This is a genomic window from Rhizobium mongolense USDA 1844 (assembly GCF_000419765.1).
GTDB lineage: Bacteria > Pseudomonadota > Alphaproteobacteria > Rhizobiales > Rhizobiaceae > Rhizobium > Rhizobium mongolense.
In genome coordinates this window covers 37,804-54,426 of record NZ_ATTQ01000028.1, presented here as the reverse complement: position 1 = coordinate 54,426, position 16,623 = coordinate 37,804, and the positions used below count along the sequence as shown (strand labels likewise).

Here is a 16,623-nt window from a genome sequence, read left to right as displayed (position 1 = left end):
TCGATGGCGCTGTCCATCGCAGCATAGGCAGTGTCGACCTTGGCGGCACCGAGGCCGAGAGCGTCGGAAACAGCCGAAAGCGCCTTGTTGTCGGAACGCATGGTCGTTGCGATCGACCAGTAAGCGGCATTGTCAGCGGCCTTGCCGACACGCAGGCCCGACGAAACATGATCCTGGGTTTCGCCGAGGCCCTGGTTGATGCCGCGGAGAGTCTGGAGAGCTGCCATTGCAGCGTTATTGGTAACGATACTCGTCATGTCTATTTGCCCCTTTGGCAGGAAAAACAAGGAAGGGACATTCCGGAATTTTTAGCCGGCCCACAGCGATCAGCCTCATGCCTGTTAACCGTATCCATTAAGGTTAACTCGCCGTTTCGATGGGCCTAGGAAACAGCAAGATGGTTAAGGAATACTGAAGTCGAAAAAGAAATTTAGTTAATGAATTCTGATCGTTAAATGTAGTTTGGTTAACCTGTTCTTAAAACATTTCGCGGCCGGGATGACCCGGCCGCGAAAACTCGTGCTTGTCGATTTCGACCGCTCTTAGCGGAAGAGCGACAGGATGTTCTGCGAAGAGGAGTTGGCGATCGAGAGAGACTGGATCGCCAGCTGCTGCTGCGTCTGCAGGGCGCTGAGCTTGGAGGATTCCTCTTCCATGTCGGCGTCGACGAGACGGCCGATACCGGAGTCGATCGAGTCGCTCAGAGCCGAGACGAAATCGTCCTGCAATTCGATGCGGGTGGAGAGCGAGCCGAGCTCGGCACCAGCCGAAGTCATTGCCTTCAGTGCGGATTCGACGTTGGACAGAGCCGTCGAGATCTGGCCCAGCGTGAAGTTGGTGATGTCCATCGAGTAGACGGAACCGGTTGCGCCCGTCGAGGTGCCGAGGATGCCGGTGGAGGTTTCGATCGAGCCACCGCTCATGCCGAACAGCACGTTGCCGGCCGAGGTGTTGTCGAGCTTGTAGTCGGTGGTCTTGACCGACACGCCGTTCGAACCATCGCGAACGAAGGACGAAACAACGCTCTTCGTGGTGTTGTTTGCGCCGGCAACCCAGTTTTCGCCATTGAAGGAAGCCGACTGAGCGATGCTCATCAACTGCGCTTGCAGCTGGCTGATTTCTTCTTGGACCTTCGCCTTGTCGACGCCGTTTTCAGTCGCGGCGACCAGCTTGGCCTTGATTTCGGAAACAACGTCGATGGCGCTGTCCATCGCCGTGTAAGCGGTGTCGACCTTGGCGGCACCCATGCCGAGAGCGTCGGAAACGGCCGAAAGCGCCTTGTTGTCGGAACGCATGGTCGTTGCGATCGACCAGTAGGCAGCGTTGTCGGAAGCCGAGCCGACGCGCAGACCCGTCGAAACGTGGTTCTGAGTCTGGTTCAGGCCCTTGTTGACGTTACGCAGCGTCTGGAGAGCTGCCATGGAGGAGTTGTTCGTATTAATACTTGTCATAAGTCTGTCCCCTAGAAAACTAGATACAAAAGGAGGACATTACCGGACTGCTTACCGGCGATGACGGAGCAGCTTCATGCCCCTCGGTGCCCTGTGTTCTTGGCCCAAACCCGTCATGTCGGGAGCAATCTCGCAGCCAATGCTTGCCAACTTCTTAAAATCGAAGCAGTGCCCGAACGCGGACAGCGGGCGTAGTTAATGCGCGGTAAATATCTGTAATATCAAGCGAAAAATATTTCGTAGGGCGCATTCACCGCCACCTGTTTCAAGCAAGCTTCGCCCGGCAATATGCGATGAACCAGGGTTGGGATAATTGCGCCTTTGCGGCGCCGGGCGTGACCCTGAACGGCGACATTCAAACGGATATTTCCGCACGGAGTTGGTTTTGAACAGCAAAGTTTCGTTTTCGGCAGCCTCCAAAGACTACCAGATGGGCCGCTATACCCAATCGCTTGCAACACTGAACCAGCTCATCGACAGCCAACAGGACGCCAAAACCTACGCGCTGCTTGCAAAAAACCTTCTGCAGTTGGGCTTCAAGGCAGATGCGGCAAGATCCTATGCGCTCGCTGCTCAATACGACAGCCCGAACGCCTACGAATACCACAAGCAGGCCGCACGTCTGCATTTTGAGTGCGGGAACGAAGACGACGCATTGCTGATCGGCATGCGCAATCTTTCGAAGGCGCAGGATGACGCAGAGCTCGCCTATATCCTGACCTCGATCTATCTGAACCGCCAGCAGCGCGACATCGTAAAGCCGTTCAAGAAAGTACTGTCGGAAAGTTCCAATCCGGACCACTCCAGGCTCGCCGCCCTGCTTCTGACCGACGACCTGCATGATCAGACCAACCAGATGCTCGCGCGCAATCTGTTCAAGCGGTACCCCGGCAATATCGCTTTTCGCTTTCTTTATCTGGTCTTCTTGCGCGAGTTCAACGATTTCGACGAAACCGACAAACACAGCGCTCCGATCATCGAGCGCATCGCCAAAGGCGATCTCGACGTGCTTCGCAAGGACAACCCGTTCTACCATCTTCACTGGAACGGCGACGAGAGCCTGAACCGGTTTGCCACGATCGGTACGACCCCCCTCAATCCAGAACGCGTCGCCATGCGGCGGAAGATGCCGCACACCTGGTCAGACAAGGTCCGCGTCGGCTACATGTCCTCCGACTTCTGGGACCACCACGCGACGATGAAGCTCCTGCAGCGCATCCTCGAACTGCACGACACGAGCCGCTTCGAAATTACCCTGTTCTGCCACACCGAGCCGGAGCATCTGGCGAAAAACACGACCGACCGCAGCCGTTGGGGAAACGTCGTCGATGTGTACGGCCTTTCCAATGAAGCAATCGCTGCCATCGTTCGCGAGCATAACATCGACATCATGGTCGACCTGAAGGGCCACACCGCCGGCAGCCGGGCGTCGTCTTTCAATCTGCCGCTGGCACCTGTTCATGTCGCCTGGCTCGGGTTTCCGGGCAGCACGCTCAACATCGATCTCGACTACGTCATCGGCGACCGCTTCGTCCTTCCGGATGCGGCAAAGCCTCATTACCATGAGAAATTCTGCCGAATGCCGGAAAGCTACCAGCCGAATGACCCGACGAACCGTCCGAAACCGAAGCCGATCACGCGGGCCGAGCTCGGCCTGCCTGAAGATGCCTTCATCTTCGCTTCGTTCAACGGCAACCGCAAAATCATCGCCGAGACGATCGACATCTGGTGCCGTATCCTGAAGCGCGCGCCCAACAGCGTTCTTTGGATCATGTCCAACGGGACGCGGAACCAGGCAAATCTCTCGAAGAGGTTCCAGGAGGCCGGCATCCCGCAAAAGCGCATCATCTTTTGTCCGCGTGTCACCTACGAAGAACATATCACCCGCCAGCAGGCGGCCGACATTGGCATCGACACATTCCCGGTCAATGGTCACACGACCACCTCGGAGCAGCTATGGGGCGGTCTGCCGGTCCTGACAGTCAAGGGCACGAACTTCGCGTCGCGCGTCAGCGAGAGCCTGCAGCACGCCATCGGCCTGCCCGAACTCGTTGCCCCGGACCTGAAGGCTTATGAAGACCTGGCCGTCGAGCTGGCGCAAAATCCCGAAAAGATCGCCGAGTACAAGGCGCGCCTGAAAGCCAACGGCCCGATCATGCCGCTTTTCGACGCGGAGCGCTTCTGCCATCACCTGGAAACAGCCTATGAAATGATGGCTGAGCGCGCCAGGAACGGCCTTGATCCTGATCACATCGACGTGCCGGCTTTGCCGCGGCGTACAGAGCCGTTCTACTCGGCGGAATGACCGCTGTAGAAGATGAAGGAAACCGCCGGGTGCATGCCCGGCGGTTTTTCATTGCGGCCATGCCGGCCCATCGGGATTCGTTCGTGGAGATTAGCTGAAGGATCGCACCAGGCTGCCGACCAGCAGGTTCCAGCCGTCGATCAACACGAAGAACAGGATCTTGAACGGCAGCGAGATCGAGGTCGGCGGCAGCATCATCATGCCCATCGCCATAGTAATCGTTGCAACGATCAGGTCGATGACGAGGAACGGCAGGACGATCAGGAAACCGATCTCAAACCCGCGCCGGATCTCCGAAATCATGAAAGCCGGAATAAGAACACGGTAGTCGATCTGGGCCCCGGTCTGGACGGTCTGGCCGCGTTCACGCGCAAGGTCGACGAAGAGCGCCAGATCCTTGTCACGCGTGTTGGCGGCCATGAAGGTGCGGAAGGGCTCGGCAATGCGCTGTACGGCCTCCTGCTCGTTGATCTGGTTGGAAAGCAGTGGCTGCACGCCGCTCTGCCAGGCCTGATCGAAGGTTGGCGACATGACATAGAAGGTCATGAAGAGCGCCAACGAAAGCAGGATCATGTTGGAAGGGGTGGAAGAAAGCCCCATGCCCGTGCGCAGGATCGAAAAGGCGATGACGAAGCGCGGAAAGCTCGTCACCATGATCAGGATGCCGGGCGCGACCGAAAGGACGGTCAGAAGGCCGAAGGTACGGATGATCCAGGCGGCGACGGAGCCATCGACGGGTATGTTCAAAAGATCTGTCGGCAGCTGCTGGGCAACCGCCAATTCCGGCGCCGCCATCATGGCAGCGAAGAAAACTATGAATCGAATCATTCGATGACAAAGGTCCTGAACATGACCTTCGATACTCGTCCTTGCGAACGCAGGTCAACACGTTCCTGTATGTCATCCCGCAGATATTGAAAGCCGCGCGGCCCTTCGATCTGCTGAAGGGAAACGGTGCGGATGTAAGCCAGGACATCCTGGTGGATCTCCTCGGCCACTTTCACATCCGGCGGACCGTTGAAGAGCAGCGCCACTTCGAGGCGGACCCAGTTTTCCGAGGGATAGGCGAGGTTCGACGTGATCGGCTCAAGCTGGACGACGTTGTTCGCCTCGGTGGAAATATGCGGCAGTCCGCCCTCGCCTTCCTTTTTCTCTTCGCCGCTGGCCAAAGCCGTTTGTGCCGCCTCCGCCTGCTCGGCGCTCTTGACATTCGGCGCAATCATCGTGCCGACGAGCCAGCCGCCGCCGGCGCCGAGAACGGTGAGCGCGAGCAGCCCCGCTGCCATGATCAGCATGGCGGATTTCGCTTTCGGCTTGCCGTCGGTTTCTTCTGCGTCTGCCATGGTCATCCGGCCTTAGAGCGGCGAGAAGAGATCGATGGCCTGCTGGCCGCGCGGCGGCTGCTGCACTTCCATCAGGCGGCCGCGGCCGCCGTAGGAGATGCGGGCTTCGGCGATCTTCTCGTAGGAGATCTGGTTTTCGGCATCGACGTCCTGAGGGCGTACGATACCGGCAACATTGAGGATGCGGATTTCCTGGTTTACGCGGACTTCCTGCGAACCACTGATGACGAGGTTGCCGTTTTCGAGGATGCCGGTGACGACAGCAGCGACGAGGAGTGTCAGCTTTTCGGAACGCTCGATCTTACCCTTGCCGTCAGTGCTCGTGTCGGAACCGTAGGTAATGTCCGTCTGGGAGGTCGGGTTCCAGCCGAAGATGTTCGCCTGCACATCCCAATTGAGCCCGCTCGAATTCTGGCGACTGCGATTGGTTTCGTTGTCGAAGGTCGCCTTGTCGTTGATCTGGATATTGACCGTCAGAATGTCGCCGACGTTGAGTGCGCGCGCATCCTTGAAGAGGGCTGCCTGGGAATCGCTCCACAGCGAATAGCCCTGCGCTACCTGGCGCGGCTGCTTCGGATAAAGCGCCATCTGCGGTGTTTGGCCATAAGCAAGGCCACTGCCGATCGGGCTCATGGCAGGCGCCCGGCCGATCTCCCTCACAGCCTGCGGCGACTGGCAGCCGGCTAGAAGGGCAACAGCGGCCATGACAGCCGGGAAACGCTTGTTCATGAGGGATCCTTCGACGTATTGGGATCGGACGCACTTGCGATGATATTAGCGATGACGGCTGCCTTCAGCGGGTCCATCTCGTTCAGGATCAGGCTCGACTGACGCGAGCCGAGCCGCATGATCACCGCCGCCGCAACCTCGATCTTGACTTCCTGAAGCTGCTGCGCCGCAGCATCCGGCTTCATGTTCTTAAAGATGTCGGTAAGGCCGGCCTGGGCCTGCTTGAGGAAGTCGTCGCGACGCTTCAGCCAGTCCTGATACTCGGCCTTGCGCTTGTCCATCTCTGCCATGCGGGTGTCGATATCGGCGCGCAGCTTCTCCAGTTCCTGCTTCTGCAGCAGATAGCGCTGGTCGCGCGCCGGATCGGCAATGTTGGTGCAGAACTGCTTGATTTCCTCTTCCGAGCTCAGGTCGCCGGCAGGTCTTGCGGCTTCCTGGGCGAAGGCGCCGGGGATGGAAAGAAGGACAGCCACGGCAACCGGTAACGAGAGCCGCCGTAGCAGTTCAGAGATTCTGATGTCGAACTTCGAGCCGATCATTGCAGTACGAGCTCCGCCTGCAGAGCGCCCGCGGACTTGATACCCTGCAGGATTGCGATGATACCATCCGGCTTGACGCCGATGTTGTTGAGACCTGCAACCAGGGTCCGGAGGTCCGGACCGTCGAGGATCGCGACACGTCCGCCGTTCTGCTGCGCGGCGATATCGGTCTGCGGCTGAACGGCTGTGACGCCGCGCGAGAAGGGTTCCGGCTGGATAATTTGCGGCAGCTCGGTAACCTGCACGGTCAGGGTTCCGTAGCTGACCGCGACCGGCGAGACGCGGACGTCCGCCCCGATGACGATCGTGCCGGTGCGCTCGTTGACCACGACCTTCGCCGGCGTATCGGTCTCGACGACGAGATTTTCGATATCGGCCATCAATCGCGTCAGGTCCGCCACACGCGGCTTCTGGACGACAACTTCCTGCGCGTCCTTCGCCTCCGCGACCGGACCGCCGAAGCGGGCACCGGCATAGCCGTTCACCACATCGGCAATGCGCACGGCCGTCGAGAAATCCGGATTGCGTAGCTGCAGCACCAGATTGACGGAATCCTTGAAGTGCGAGGGAAGCTCGCGCTCGATAATTGCGCCGCCCGGAACGCGGCCGGCCGTCGTGACGCCCTCGGTCAGCGTTGCAGCCTGGCCTTGCGCCTGGAAGCCGGAGACAACGACGGAGCCTTGCGCGACAGCATAAATCTGACCGTCGGCGCCCGACAGCGACGTCATGACGAGCGTGCCGCCACGCAGCGAGGTCGCGTCGCCCAGCGAACTGACGCTGACGTCGATGCGGCTGCCGGGGCTCGCAAAAGGCGGAAGGTTCGCCGTGACCATGACAGCCGCCGTATTCTTCGCATTGGATTCGCCGCCCTGCGTCGAAATGCCGAGGTTCTGCAGCATGGCGCGCATCGACTGTTCGGTGAACGGCGATGCGCGGAAGCCGTCGCCCGTGCCCTGAAGACCGACGACAAGACCGTAGCCGATGAGCTGATTATCGCGCCCGGCCTGCAGCGAGGCGATGTCCTTGATGCGCGAGGTCAGCGCAAATGCCGGCGTCACATGTGCCATGCACATGGAAAGGGCCGCGAGTGCGATAAAAATGCGAGAGACAATCTTCATTTTGCCGCCACGTGTATGGTGCCGTCGGCCAGCACGGTGCCGCTGACGATGACGCCTGAATCCATGTTGCGGGCACGAACGACCTGGCCGGTAGAGCCGTCCTCGAGCGGCGAGCCTGCCGCCGAGATCGTCATCGCGCCGATACGAAAGATAAGGCGAATCTGCGATCCGCGGGTGACGGTGTAAGGCTCGCGCAGGGCCGAGACAGGGATCGTCCGTCCCGGCAGCAGCGTGCGCTTCGAGATCATGCCGCGAACTTCTTCGATGGATTTTGCATAGCCGCTCGCAAGGTTCGGATTGGTGACTTCGACCTCCTGAAGCTGGCCGCCGCTGATCGTTTCTCCGGGATAGATGATGGCCGTCGGCACGACCGCATAGCCCATGCCGGCGCTCGCGGCACCGGGCATGAAGGCGCCTGCGATCGCAACCAAGGCCAATGCCGTCAACACGACGATATTTCTCGCCCGGCGAAACATCATGTTCGGCCCTTTCCTCTTTACTTCAGGTTCTTGCTGACGATGGAGGCCATTTCGTCGGCCGTGGTAATGACCTTGGAGTTCATTTCATAGGCGCGCTGGGCCGATATCAGCTCGGTGATTTCCTTCACCGGATCGACGTTCGACGATTCCAGGTAGCCCTGCTTCATGTACGCAAAGCCCTCTTCGTCCGGCGTCCCGACGACCGGGTCGCCGGAGGCAGGCGTCTGCTGGAAAAGGTTGTCGCCGAGCGGCTGGAGGCCGGCTTCATTGACGAAGCTTGCAAGCGTCAGCTGGCCGAGCGTCGTCGGATCCGTCTGGCCCGGGAGCTTTGCGGTGACTTCACCGGACCGGCTGATTGTCAGTTCCGTCGAACCGGTCGGGATCGTGATGCCCGGGACGACTTCATAACCATCGACGGTGACGAGCTGGCCCTGGTCATTCTTGTTAAAAGCGCCGGCGCGTGTGTAGAGCGTTGTGCCGTCCGGCGCCTCGATCTGGAAGAAACCCTTGCCGATCAGCGCCACGTCGAGATCGTTGCCGGTCTGGCTGAGCTCGCCCTGAATGTGCAGGTTGCGGATCGCAGATGTCTGCACGCCGAGGCCGATATTGGCGCCTTCCGGAACGATCGCCTGATTGGCGCGGTTTGCGACGCCCTTGGCGCGTTCGGTCTGGTAGAGAAGGTCGGTGAACTCGGCGCGTGCACGCTTGAAGCCTGTCGTATTGATGTTCGCGATGTTGTTCGCGATCACTTCGAGGTTAGTCTGCTGGGCATCCATACCCGTAGCCGCAATGGCGAGCGCTCTCATCGGTTCGTCCTTAAATCCAGTTACATCTGCATCTTGGTGACTTCGAGAAAGGCCGACACGACCTTGTCACGGATTGCGATTGCGGTTTGCAGGGTCTGCTCGGCCTGCAGCATGGAATCGACCACTTCGCGGGTCGTCGCCGTGCCCTTGATGCCGGCGAAGGACATGCTTTCGGCGCCCTTCATGGTATCTACGGCCTGCGTTGCCATGTTTCCGAGAACGGCCGCAAAGCTCTGGTCGTTCTTGGCGCTTTCGGCGGCAGAAGGGGCGGTGGAGGAATTCTCGGTCGCAACGCTGCTAAGGCCGCGCGTTACGGAAAGAGAGCTGACGTTCTGTACGTTGTTGATCATTATTGGCTCTTCAGGAGATCGATCGTAGACGAGATCAGGTCGCGGGTCTGCTTGATGGTCTGCAGGTTGGCGTCATAGGAACGGTTCGCTTCGCGCATGTCCGCCATTTCGACCAGCATGTTGACGTTCGGCAGCTTGACGACGCCGCGCTCGTCGGCGCCCGGATTGCTTGGATCGTATTCCGTCGTGAAATCGGATTCGTCGACGCCGAGCTTCTTGACGCCCACTGTCGTCACACCGCCGGCGCGATCGACCTCCTCGCCAAACGTGATCGTCTTGCGGCGATAGGGATCGGCGCCGGGCGTATCGCCGGTCGAACGGGCGTTTGCGATGTTTTCCGAGACGATGCGCAAGCGCGTCGACTGCGCTTCGAGCCCGGAACCTGCGATCTTCATTGCTGCTGACAAGGGATCCACGACATTACTTCCTTACGGTCATCAACATCATTCGATGGAAGGAGCCCATCAAAGAGGTATTCAACTCGTACTGACGCTTGATCTCGCCAGACTTGGACAGTTCCTCAGCCAGGCCGACGGTATTGCCCGATTCCTGCACGCCGATTTCCTGGTCGAGTGCAGCTTCCTTGACGTCGATGCCGCCGCTGGTGCTGAAATCGTTGCCGCTGAGATGCGCCGGATTGGTGCGGGCCATGGTGATATCGGCCTTGTCGAGCACGGCCTCAAAAGGCGTCACGTCCTTGGCACGAAATTTCGGCGTGTTTGCATTCGCGATATTGCCGGCAACAACCTCCTGACGGATCGTCAGCCATTCCGCCTGCCGCGAAGCCAAGTCGAAAAGTTGAATCGGTTGCATGGGAACTCTCCGTTTTTACTGAGAGGACCCTAGGGCGGCAATCTTGCGTCAGACTTACGGAGAATTTCGGCTTCTCGCCCGAAGCTATCTTTATGGTAGCGCCAAAATGCAAGAGACCCCGTCGCACGCGCGGAGCCTCTACCGATCACAGCAATCGCGATCAATTGTTCTGGTAGATTTCACCATTGGACGTGACGATCACCCATTTACCGTCACGCTCTTCCAGCGTGGCAAGACGGCTTTCGTCCGGGAGGATCGATCCGACGCGCACGACATACATGCCCGAGGAATCCTCGATCAGCGCGCGGCCGTTGGCGACATGCAGCAGCTTGAAACCGGAAACGGCTGGAAACGGCTGGTCGTCGGCCGTGATACCCTTGTTGCTCTCCCTGCCGACATTCGAAACCGTCGCGGTCGTCAGCGGGTCGAAGGGAAGGGCGGGCTTCTTCTCCACCTCGTTCTTGTTGACCATCGCGAGCGGCGAGACGCTGAAAACGTTGCGTTCCGGCCAGTCCGGCAGGTCACGGCTCCGGTCACCTTGTTCGACTTTGATGCTGAACTTGTCCTCGTTGAAGAAGACATACCATGGGAAAAACGCCGCCGCACTGGCGAGCGCAAGCCCGGTCACGGTCAGCACACGGTCGAGCATCAGCGCCTGCCGCTTATCCATTGGCTTTAAAGGAGGGATGCGCTCGTCATCATCGTCGAAGGTGGTCAAAGCTAGCCTCTGGGTCTCGTCGGGATCGTCGACGGCTGGTTCGGAATCCCGGCAGCCGTCTTGAGCGCTGCCGCCAGGTCAGCAAAGGCATCGGCCGACTCGCGGTCTCCCGGCGACTGTTTCAAAACATCGTAAATAATTGGTACCTGCTTGACCGCCATGTCCAAATCCGGGTCGGCCCCCGGTCGGTAGCCGCCGATCAGGCGCAGGTCGCGCGTTTCCTCGAAGCGATGGATCAGCGTCTTCAGGCGCGAGACGAGCTTTTCCTGATCCGGCGTCCAGGCCTTGCGGGCAAGGCGCGAAATGGAAGCCAGCGGGTCGATCGGCGGATAGCGGCCCTCCTCTGCAATGCTGCGCTGCAGCACGATATGGCCGTCGAGAATGCCGCGCGTCGAGTCGGCGATCGGGTCGTTGTGATTGTCGCCATCGACGAGGATCGAGATGATTGCGGTGATTGTTCCTGTGCCTTCCGGGCCGGGACCCGCACGCTCGAGCAGTCGCGGCAGCTCGGTGAAAACGGATGCGGGATAGCCGCGGGCGATCGGCGGCTCGCCGGATGCCGTCGCCACTTCACGGATTGCGTGGGCAAAGCGCGTGACGCTGTCGACAATCAGGAGAACGTTGTCGCCCTGGTCGCGGAAATGTTCGGCGATCGTCACCGCCGTCAACGGCGCCATCTTGCGCAGCATCGGGCTCTCGTCGCTGGTCGCGACAACGGCGATCGACTTCTTCATGTTCTCGCCGAGCGTATCCTCGATGAATTCGCGCACTTCGCGGCCGCGTTCGCCGACGAGCGCAATGACCACCCTGTCAAAGGCATCGGCCTTGGCGAGCATCGAGAGCAGCGTCGATTTACCGACGCCGGAGCCTGCGAAGATGCCGAGGCGTTGGCCGTGGCATAGCGGCGAAAAGATATCGATGGCGCGGACACCCGTGCGGAAGCCCTTCTCGACACGCTTGCGGGTCATCGAAGGCGGCGCAGTATTGGAAATCGAGCGGCGATCGAGGCCTTCAACGATCGGGCCAAGGCCATCGATCGGCTCGCAAAGCGAATTGATCGTCCGGCCGCACCAGCTTTCGGCCGGCGATATTCGAAAAGCTCCCTTGCGGATGACCGTGTCATGAATGCCGATCGGCTCACCCGGTTCGATCGGGCAGACATAGGCCAGTTCCGGCTCGACGCGGACGACCTCGCCGAGATGGATGCCGGTCGCCGACTTGTGAGCGACAAATTCGCCGAGACGGACGTGGCGGGAAAGTCCGCTTACCGTATAGTGGCCGGCGGCGATCGTCTGGACATGGCCGCCATGTGCGACCGCATATTCCGGCTTTGCATAGCGGCTGACGAGGCCGGCCAGATGATCCAGCTTCGGCGAAAGCGCGTCTTCAGTCAGCGGCATGTTGGTCACCCGTCAAACCTTTCGCTCAACGGCTGCCACCCAGCGTCTTGATGGCCTCGTTGAAGGAGCTTTCGCTGTCGGCCGTCAGCGAGGCGATGCTCTCGAAGGCGCGGTTGACTTCGATCAGCTGGGTGATTTCGTGCATCGCGTTGACGTTGGAGTTTTCGAGATAGCCTTGTTCGATGCCGATATTGAACCGGTCGGTGACGGCCCGAGGTGTCTCCGTGGTCATGACGCCGCTGTTCTCATAGCGGAGGTAACCCTTGCTGATATCGGCTTCGAAGAGACCGAGGGAGCCAACCTGCCGGCCGCCTTGGTAGATCATGCCGTCATTGCCGACCTTGGGCTCACCGCCTGCCGTGTTCAGCTGAATCGGCGCGCCGCCAGCGTCGAGAACCGGGTATCCGCGGATCGACACAAGCTCGCCCGTGTCCTTCATGGTGAACCGGCCGTCCTTGGTCAGAACCTGGCCCGCCGGCGTATCCAGTGCGAACCAGGCGTCGCCCTTGATCGCAAAGTCCAGCATATTGCCGGTGTGCTGCAGCTCGCCGCTGTCGCCGGATAGATAGTCGTTGCCCTGCGAGACGAAGGCAACCTTTGCGTTCAGCTTGTTGTCGGTGTCGCTCAGCAACTGATTGAACTTCACCTCCGTCCCGCGAAATCCGGTCGTGTTCACGTTCGCCATATTGTCCGCGATTGTCGTCAGGCGCTTTTCGAGTGCCATTTGGGATGACAAGGAAACATAAAGACCGGATTGCATGGTAGGCTCCTGGTATTGGCGATGAACGGAACGAAGACCGGGGTTCCCGTCGCTTGTTCGACCACGGTTTCGCTGAGGCGGCATCTCAGAAACGGACGAATCGGTCCATTCGTCACCTTGAACCTGACGGCAAATCCTTGTGCGAAGCTGGCATGCGGAATGCGGGCCGAACGTGCCAACCATCAGCCTCACGCAAGCCAGCAACCCTATCCCTGAGGTTGAAAACAACGTTCAGGTTTGGACTGACGATGAATATCATTATCGGATTTGTGATTACCTGCGGCTGCATCGTTGGCAGCTTCATGGCGATGGGTGGCCATGTCGGCGCACTCTGGCAGCCTTTCGAACTCGTCATCATCGGCGGCGCCGGCCTGGGCAGCTTCATCATGGCTAACCCGATGAAGGTGGTGAAGGATTCTGGAAAGGCACTCGGTGAAGCCTTCAAGCATACGGTGCCCAAGGAGCGGAATTACCTCGATACGCTGGGTGTCCTCTATTCGCTGATGCGCGACCTGCGCACGAAATCACGCAACGAGATCGAGGCGCATATCGACAATCCGGCCGAATCCTCGATCTTCCTGTCAGCTCCGACGATCCTGAAGAACAAGGAATTGACGGCATTCATCTGCGACTACGTCCGCTTGATCATTATCGGCAATGCCCGCTCGCATGAGATCGAGGCTCTGATGGACGAAGAGATCAATACGATCCTGCACGACAAGATGAAGCCCTATCACGCCATCCAGATCATGGGCGACGCTTTCCCCGCGATCGGTATCGTTGCCGCCGTTCTCGGCGTCATCAAGGCCATGGCGCACATCAACGATTCGCCGGAAGTCCTCGGCCACCTGATCGGTTCGGCGCTCGTCGGCACCTTCCTCGGCATTCTGCTGTCTTATTGCCTCTGCTCGCCGCTCGTCTCCCAGATCAAGGTCGTGCGCACGAAGCAGCATCGCCTCTATGTCATCGTGAAGCAGACCTTGCTTGCCTACATGAACGGCTCCGTACCGCAGGTGGCCCTCGAATACGGGCGCAAGACGATTTCTGCTTACGAGCGCCCATCAATCGACGCGGTCGAACAGGAAATGATGAACCCGGGTGGCGAGAACAAGGCGGCCTAAACGACCATGAGCAACCTTTCCCCTCAACGGCCGGCAATGGATCCGGTCCTTCTTGCGAAGCTGACGGGACGCCTCGGCGACCGGGCGACCATAGAAAAGCTCTGCGCTTCATTGTCGGAGGTCTATGGCGAATTCCTGCCGGATATCTTCAAGAGCGAAACCGGGCTAGACATCGCCGTCGCCTATCTCGGCTGCAGTTCCGGCTACAAGAACGATCTGATTGCCGACCTCGACACCAACGTGACCCTCGTCGAGGCGACGTTGCGCAACTGGTCGCAGAATATCACCTTTGCCTGCGGCAACAGCTTCGTCATCACACTGATGGAAAACCTGCTTGGGGCTGCGTCCGATACGATCGAGCAGCCGGCCGATAGGTCGCTTTCGGTCATCGAACTTGAACTTGCGGTCATGGTTTTCGAGAAGATCGCCAATGTCTTCCGTTCCGCCGTCAATGCACCGGGCGGTTTCGAACCGAACCTTGAGCCGCCGCATCCGCACGAATTCCGCGCCCATGCCTCCAGCGATTCGCCGGACGAATTCGCCTCGGCCATCAACATGTCAATCGCGCTTTCGGGCATCACGTCCGAGTTCTCGGTGATCGTCCCCCAGGGTCCGCTGCTGAAGACGCAGATTTCCGCACCGAAGGCAACGAACCAGTCCACCAAGTCCACGCAGTGGACCGAACAGCTCACCGAACAGGTCCACCGTTCGCATGTGACGCTCGACGCGAAAATCCGCCTTCAGGATCTGACGCTGCGCACCATCTCCAAGCTCGCGCCGGGCGATGTCATTCCGTTCCGCGACACTGGCGACGTCCGTGTCGAGGTCAGTGCCAACAGCAAGGAATTGTATGTGTGCGAGTTCGGGCGTTCCGGCGAAAATTATACTGTCCGGGTCAAAGATACGATCAGCTCCGACGACGAGCTCATCCGTCATTTAATGAATTAATCGGTTCCCCTCCCCCCAGCTGCGACGGCAGTTTGAGGCAAGTTTCAACTGGAATAGTGATTTCATGGCTACGAAGAAAACACAGCAGAACGACGATCTGTCACTGGAGCTTCCGGGCAACGAAGCTGACCTCGACCAGGCGATCGATGATCTCCGCGGGGTTCTGAAACAGGATTCGGACGGCGGGCTTGCGGAGCTGGGCGAAGAAGCCGATGCATTCGGCGCCGGAACCGGCACCGATTTGTCGGCCTTCGGTGATTTCGGCAGCGATGGCGCGGCCGAGACATCGTTCGACAGCAGCGATTTCGGCGGCGGCGACTTTGGCGGCTCTTCGGATTTCGGTGATACCGGTTTGTCCGCGGCGAGCGCCGAACCGGCACCGCTCGGCAGCGCGCTGTCTTCGAACTTCGAACTGATCATGGACATTCCGATCGACGTCCAGATCATGCTCGGCAGCAGCCGCATGCAGGTTTCCGGCCTGATGAATCTCAACGAAGGCGCGACCATCGCCCTCGACAAGAAGATCGGCGAGCCGGTTGAAATCATGGTGAACGGCCGCAAGATCGCACGTGGCGAAATCACCGTCCTGGAGAATGACGACACCCGCTTCGGCGTTAAACTGATAGAAGTTTTGAGCACAAGAAAAGCCTGACCCCGGTTAGGGGCGGAGAGGTTAGACCATGATGGACTTTGACGATTTCGGCGGCGCACTTGCCGGGAAACCGTTGACCCAGGCTGAAAAGGCAGCGGCTGTACTCCTCGCTATGGGGAAGGGTGTCGCAGGCCGGCTATTGAAGTATTTCACCCAGGCCGAGTTGCAGACGATTATTTCCTCCGCACAGGCTCTGCGGGCCATTCCGCCGGATGAGCTTCTTGGCCTGGTAGCCGAATTCGAAGATCTCTTCACCGAAGGCGCCGGCCTTATGGACAATGCCAAGGCCATCGAGAGCATTCTCGAGGAGGGCCTGACACCGGACGAGGTAGACAGCCTGCTTGGCCGCCGCACCGCGTTCCAGGCATACGAAACCTCAATCTGGGATCGTCTCGGCGAGGGCGATCCGGCCTTCATCGGCAAGTTCCTGGTGCGCGAACATCCGCAGACCGTCGCCTATATCCTTTCGATGATGCCGTCTTCCTTCGGCGCCAAGGTGCTGATGCAGCTTCCGGACAGCCGCCGCGCGGACATCATGAACCGTACCGTGAACCTGAAATCCGTCAGCCCCAAGGTCGCGCAGATCATCGAAAAGCAGGTGATGACGCTGCTGGCCGAGGTCGAGGCCGAGAAGAATTCGATCGGCTCGAACAAGGTCGCCGAACTCATGAACGAGATGGACAAGCCGCAGGTCGATACCTTGCTAACTTCGCTGGAATCGATCAGCCGCGAATCCGTCAACAAGGTTCGCCCGAAGATCTTCCTCTTCGACGACATTCTGTTCATGCCGCAGCGCAGCCGTGTCATGCTGCTCAACGATATCTCCGCCGACATTCTTACCATGGCTTTGCGCGGCGCGTCGGCCGAAATCCGCGAAGCCGTTCTCTCGTCGATCAGCCCGCGCCAGCGACGAATGATCGAATCGGACCTGCAAAGCGGCACTGTCGGCATCAATCCGCGCGAGATCGCCATTGCGCGGCGCGCTGTCGCCCAGGAAGCGATTCGTCTGGCAAATTCCGGCCAGATCCAGCTCAAGGAGACGGAGGGCGAAGCGCCGGCAGCTGCCTAAGCTTCTGCTTCTGTTGACAACC

Annotated in this window: 20 protein-coding genes; 5 read left to right on the top strand and 15 right to left on the bottom strand. The window is 59.5% G+C overall.

Annotated elements, in window-relative coordinates; translation table 11 throughout:
• Together A3C3_RS0132355 and A3C3_RS0132350 are read right to left on the bottom strand one after the other, a co-directional pair.
• Positions 1-257 (bottom strand): flagellin N-terminal helical domain-containing protein (locus A3C3_RS0132355; RefSeq protein ID WP_028740189.1); only part of this gene is annotated, 257 nt, incomplete at its 3' end.
• 285 nt (positions 258-542) lie between these two features.
• Positions 543-1,451, bottom strand: a complete 909-nt coding sequence (locus A3C3_RS0132350) for a flagellin N-terminal helical domain-containing protein (RefSeq protein ID WP_022718698.1) — start codon at positions 1,449-1,451, stop codon at positions 543-545.
• 430 nt (positions 1,452-1,881) lie between these two features.
• Here A3C3_RS0132350 and A3C3_RS0132345 point away from each other — a divergent pair, with 430 nt between their 5' ends.
• The gene (locus tag A3C3_RS0132345) at positions 1,882-3,756 is read left to right on the top strand and encodes an O-linked N-acetylglucosamine transferase, SPINDLY family protein (RefSeq protein WP_084797089.1); all 1,875 of its coding nucleotides are present in this window, start codon (positions 1,882-1,884) and stop codon (positions 3,754-3,756) included.
• A 90-nt stretch (positions 3,757-3,846) separates the two neighbouring features.
• On the opposite strand, the gene fliP is transcribed toward A3C3_RS0132345, so the two are convergent.
• The 13 genes from fliP to flgF form a co-directional block, all read right to left on the bottom strand.
• A complete protein-coding gene (gene fliP / locus A3C3_RS0132335) occupies positions 3,847-4,584 on the bottom strand; it encodes a flagellar type III secretion system pore protein FliP (RefSeq protein WP_022718696.1) in 738 nt (245 codons plus the stop codon).
• Positions 4,581-5,051 carry a flagellar basal body-associated FliL family protein gene (locus A3C3_RS0132330; RefSeq protein ID WP_376774883.1) on the bottom strand — a complete coding sequence of 157 codons (471 nt, stop codon included), beginning with the start codon at positions 5,049-5,051 and terminating at the stop codon, positions 4,581-4,583. Before A3C3_RS0132330 ends, fliP begins: the two co-directional genes overlap by 4 nt.
• A 60-nt stretch (positions 5,052-5,111) precedes the next feature.
• On the bottom strand, positions 5,112-5,828 hold the full coding sequence (gene flgH, locus A3C3_RS0132325; RefSeq protein ID WP_022718694.1) for a flagellar basal body L-ring protein FlgH: 717 nt from the start codon (positions 5,826-5,828) through the stop codon (positions 5,112-5,114).
• Positions 5,825-6,367 carry a MotE family protein gene (locus A3C3_RS0132320; RefSeq protein WP_022718693.1) on the bottom strand — a complete coding sequence of 181 codons (543 nt, stop codon included), beginning with the start codon at positions 6,365-6,367 and terminating at the stop codon, positions 5,825-5,827. The genes flgH and A3C3_RS0132320 overlap by 4 nt, the downstream gene beginning before the upstream one ends.
• Entirely contained in the window at positions 6,364-7,485 is a 1,122-nt protein-coding gene (locus tag A3C3_RS0132315) for a flagellar basal body P-ring protein FlgI (RefSeq protein WP_022718692.1), read from the bottom strand. Before A3C3_RS0132315 ends, A3C3_RS0132320 begins: the two co-directional genes overlap by 4 nt.
• Positions 7,482-7,964: a flagellar basal body P-ring formation chaperone FlgA gene (gene flgA / locus A3C3_RS0132310; RefSeq protein WP_022718691.1), complete on the bottom strand. Its 483-nt coding sequence runs from the start codon at positions 7,962-7,964 to the stop codon at positions 7,482-7,484. Before flgA ends, A3C3_RS0132315 begins: the two co-directional genes overlap by 4 nt.
• A gap of 17 nt (positions 7,965-7,981) precedes the next feature.
• Positions 7,982-8,770: a flagellar basal-body rod protein FlgG gene (gene flgG / locus A3C3_RS0132305; protein WP_022718690.1), complete on the bottom strand. Its 789-nt coding sequence runs from the start codon at positions 8,768-8,770 to the stop codon at positions 7,982-7,984.
• 20 nt (positions 8,771-8,790) lie between these two features.
• Positions 8,791-9,120, bottom strand: a complete 330-nt coding sequence (gene fliE / locus A3C3_RS0132300; protein ID WP_022718689.1) for a flagellar hook-basal body complex protein FliE — start codon at positions 9,118-9,120, stop codon at positions 8,791-8,793.
• Positions 9,120-9,536 carry a flagellar basal body rod protein FlgC gene (gene flgC, locus A3C3_RS0132295; RefSeq protein ID WP_022718688.1) on the bottom strand — a complete coding sequence of 139 codons (417 nt, stop codon included), beginning with the start codon at positions 9,534-9,536 and terminating at the stop codon, positions 9,120-9,122. Before flgC ends, fliE begins: the two co-directional genes overlap by 1 nt.
• Positions 9,537-9,540: 4 nt before the next feature.
• Positions 9,541-9,933, bottom strand: coding sequence for a flagellar basal body rod protein FlgB (gene flgB / locus A3C3_RS0132290; protein ID WP_022718687.1), 393 nt, complete (start codon positions 9,931-9,933; stop codon positions 9,541-9,543).
• A gap of 160 nt (positions 9,934-10,093) precedes the next feature.
• Positions 10,094-10,603, bottom strand: coding sequence for a flagellar protein (locus A3C3_RS0132285; RefSeq protein ID WP_183906840.1), 510 nt, complete (start codon positions 10,601-10,603; stop codon positions 10,094-10,096).
• Between the two features lie 50 nt (positions 10,604-10,653).
• Entirely contained in the window at positions 10,654-12,051 is a 1,398-nt protein-coding gene (fliI, locus tag A3C3_RS0132280) for a flagellar protein export ATPase FliI (RefSeq protein WP_022718685.1), read from the bottom strand.
• A 25-nt stretch (positions 12,052-12,076) separates the two neighbouring features.
• Positions 12,077-12,811, bottom strand: coding sequence for a flagellar basal-body rod protein FlgF (gene flgF / locus A3C3_RS0132275; RefSeq protein ID WP_022718684.1), 735 nt, complete (start codon positions 12,809-12,811; stop codon positions 12,077-12,079).
• Between the two features lie 248 nt (positions 12,812-13,059).
• Here flgF and motA point away from each other — a divergent pair, with 248 nt between their 5' ends.
• From motA to fliG, 4 genes are all read left to right on the top strand, one after another.
• Positions 13,060-13,932: a flagellar motor stator protein MotA gene (motA, locus tag A3C3_RS0132270; protein WP_022718683.1), complete on the top strand. Its 873-nt coding sequence runs from the start codon at positions 13,060-13,062 to the stop codon at positions 13,930-13,932.
• 6 nt (positions 13,933-13,938) lie between these two features.
• Complete coding sequence (locus tag A3C3_RS0132265; RefSeq protein ID WP_028740187.1) at positions 13,939-14,880, top strand: FliM/FliN family flagellar motor switch protein; 942 nt, start codon at positions 13,939-13,941, stop codon at positions 14,878-14,880.
• 64 nt (positions 14,881-14,944) lie between these two features.
• Positions 14,945-15,532, top strand: a complete 588-nt coding sequence (gene fliN, locus A3C3_RS0132260) for a flagellar motor switch protein FliN (protein ID WP_022718681.1) — start codon at positions 14,945-14,947, stop codon at positions 15,530-15,532.
• Between the two features lie 28 nt (positions 15,533-15,560).
• Positions 15,561-16,601, top strand: a complete 1,041-nt coding sequence (gene fliG / locus A3C3_RS0132255) for a flagellar motor switch protein FliG (RefSeq protein ID WP_022718680.1) — start codon at positions 15,561-15,563, stop codon at positions 16,599-16,601.
• Positions 16,602-16,623 lie beyond the last annotated feature (22 nt).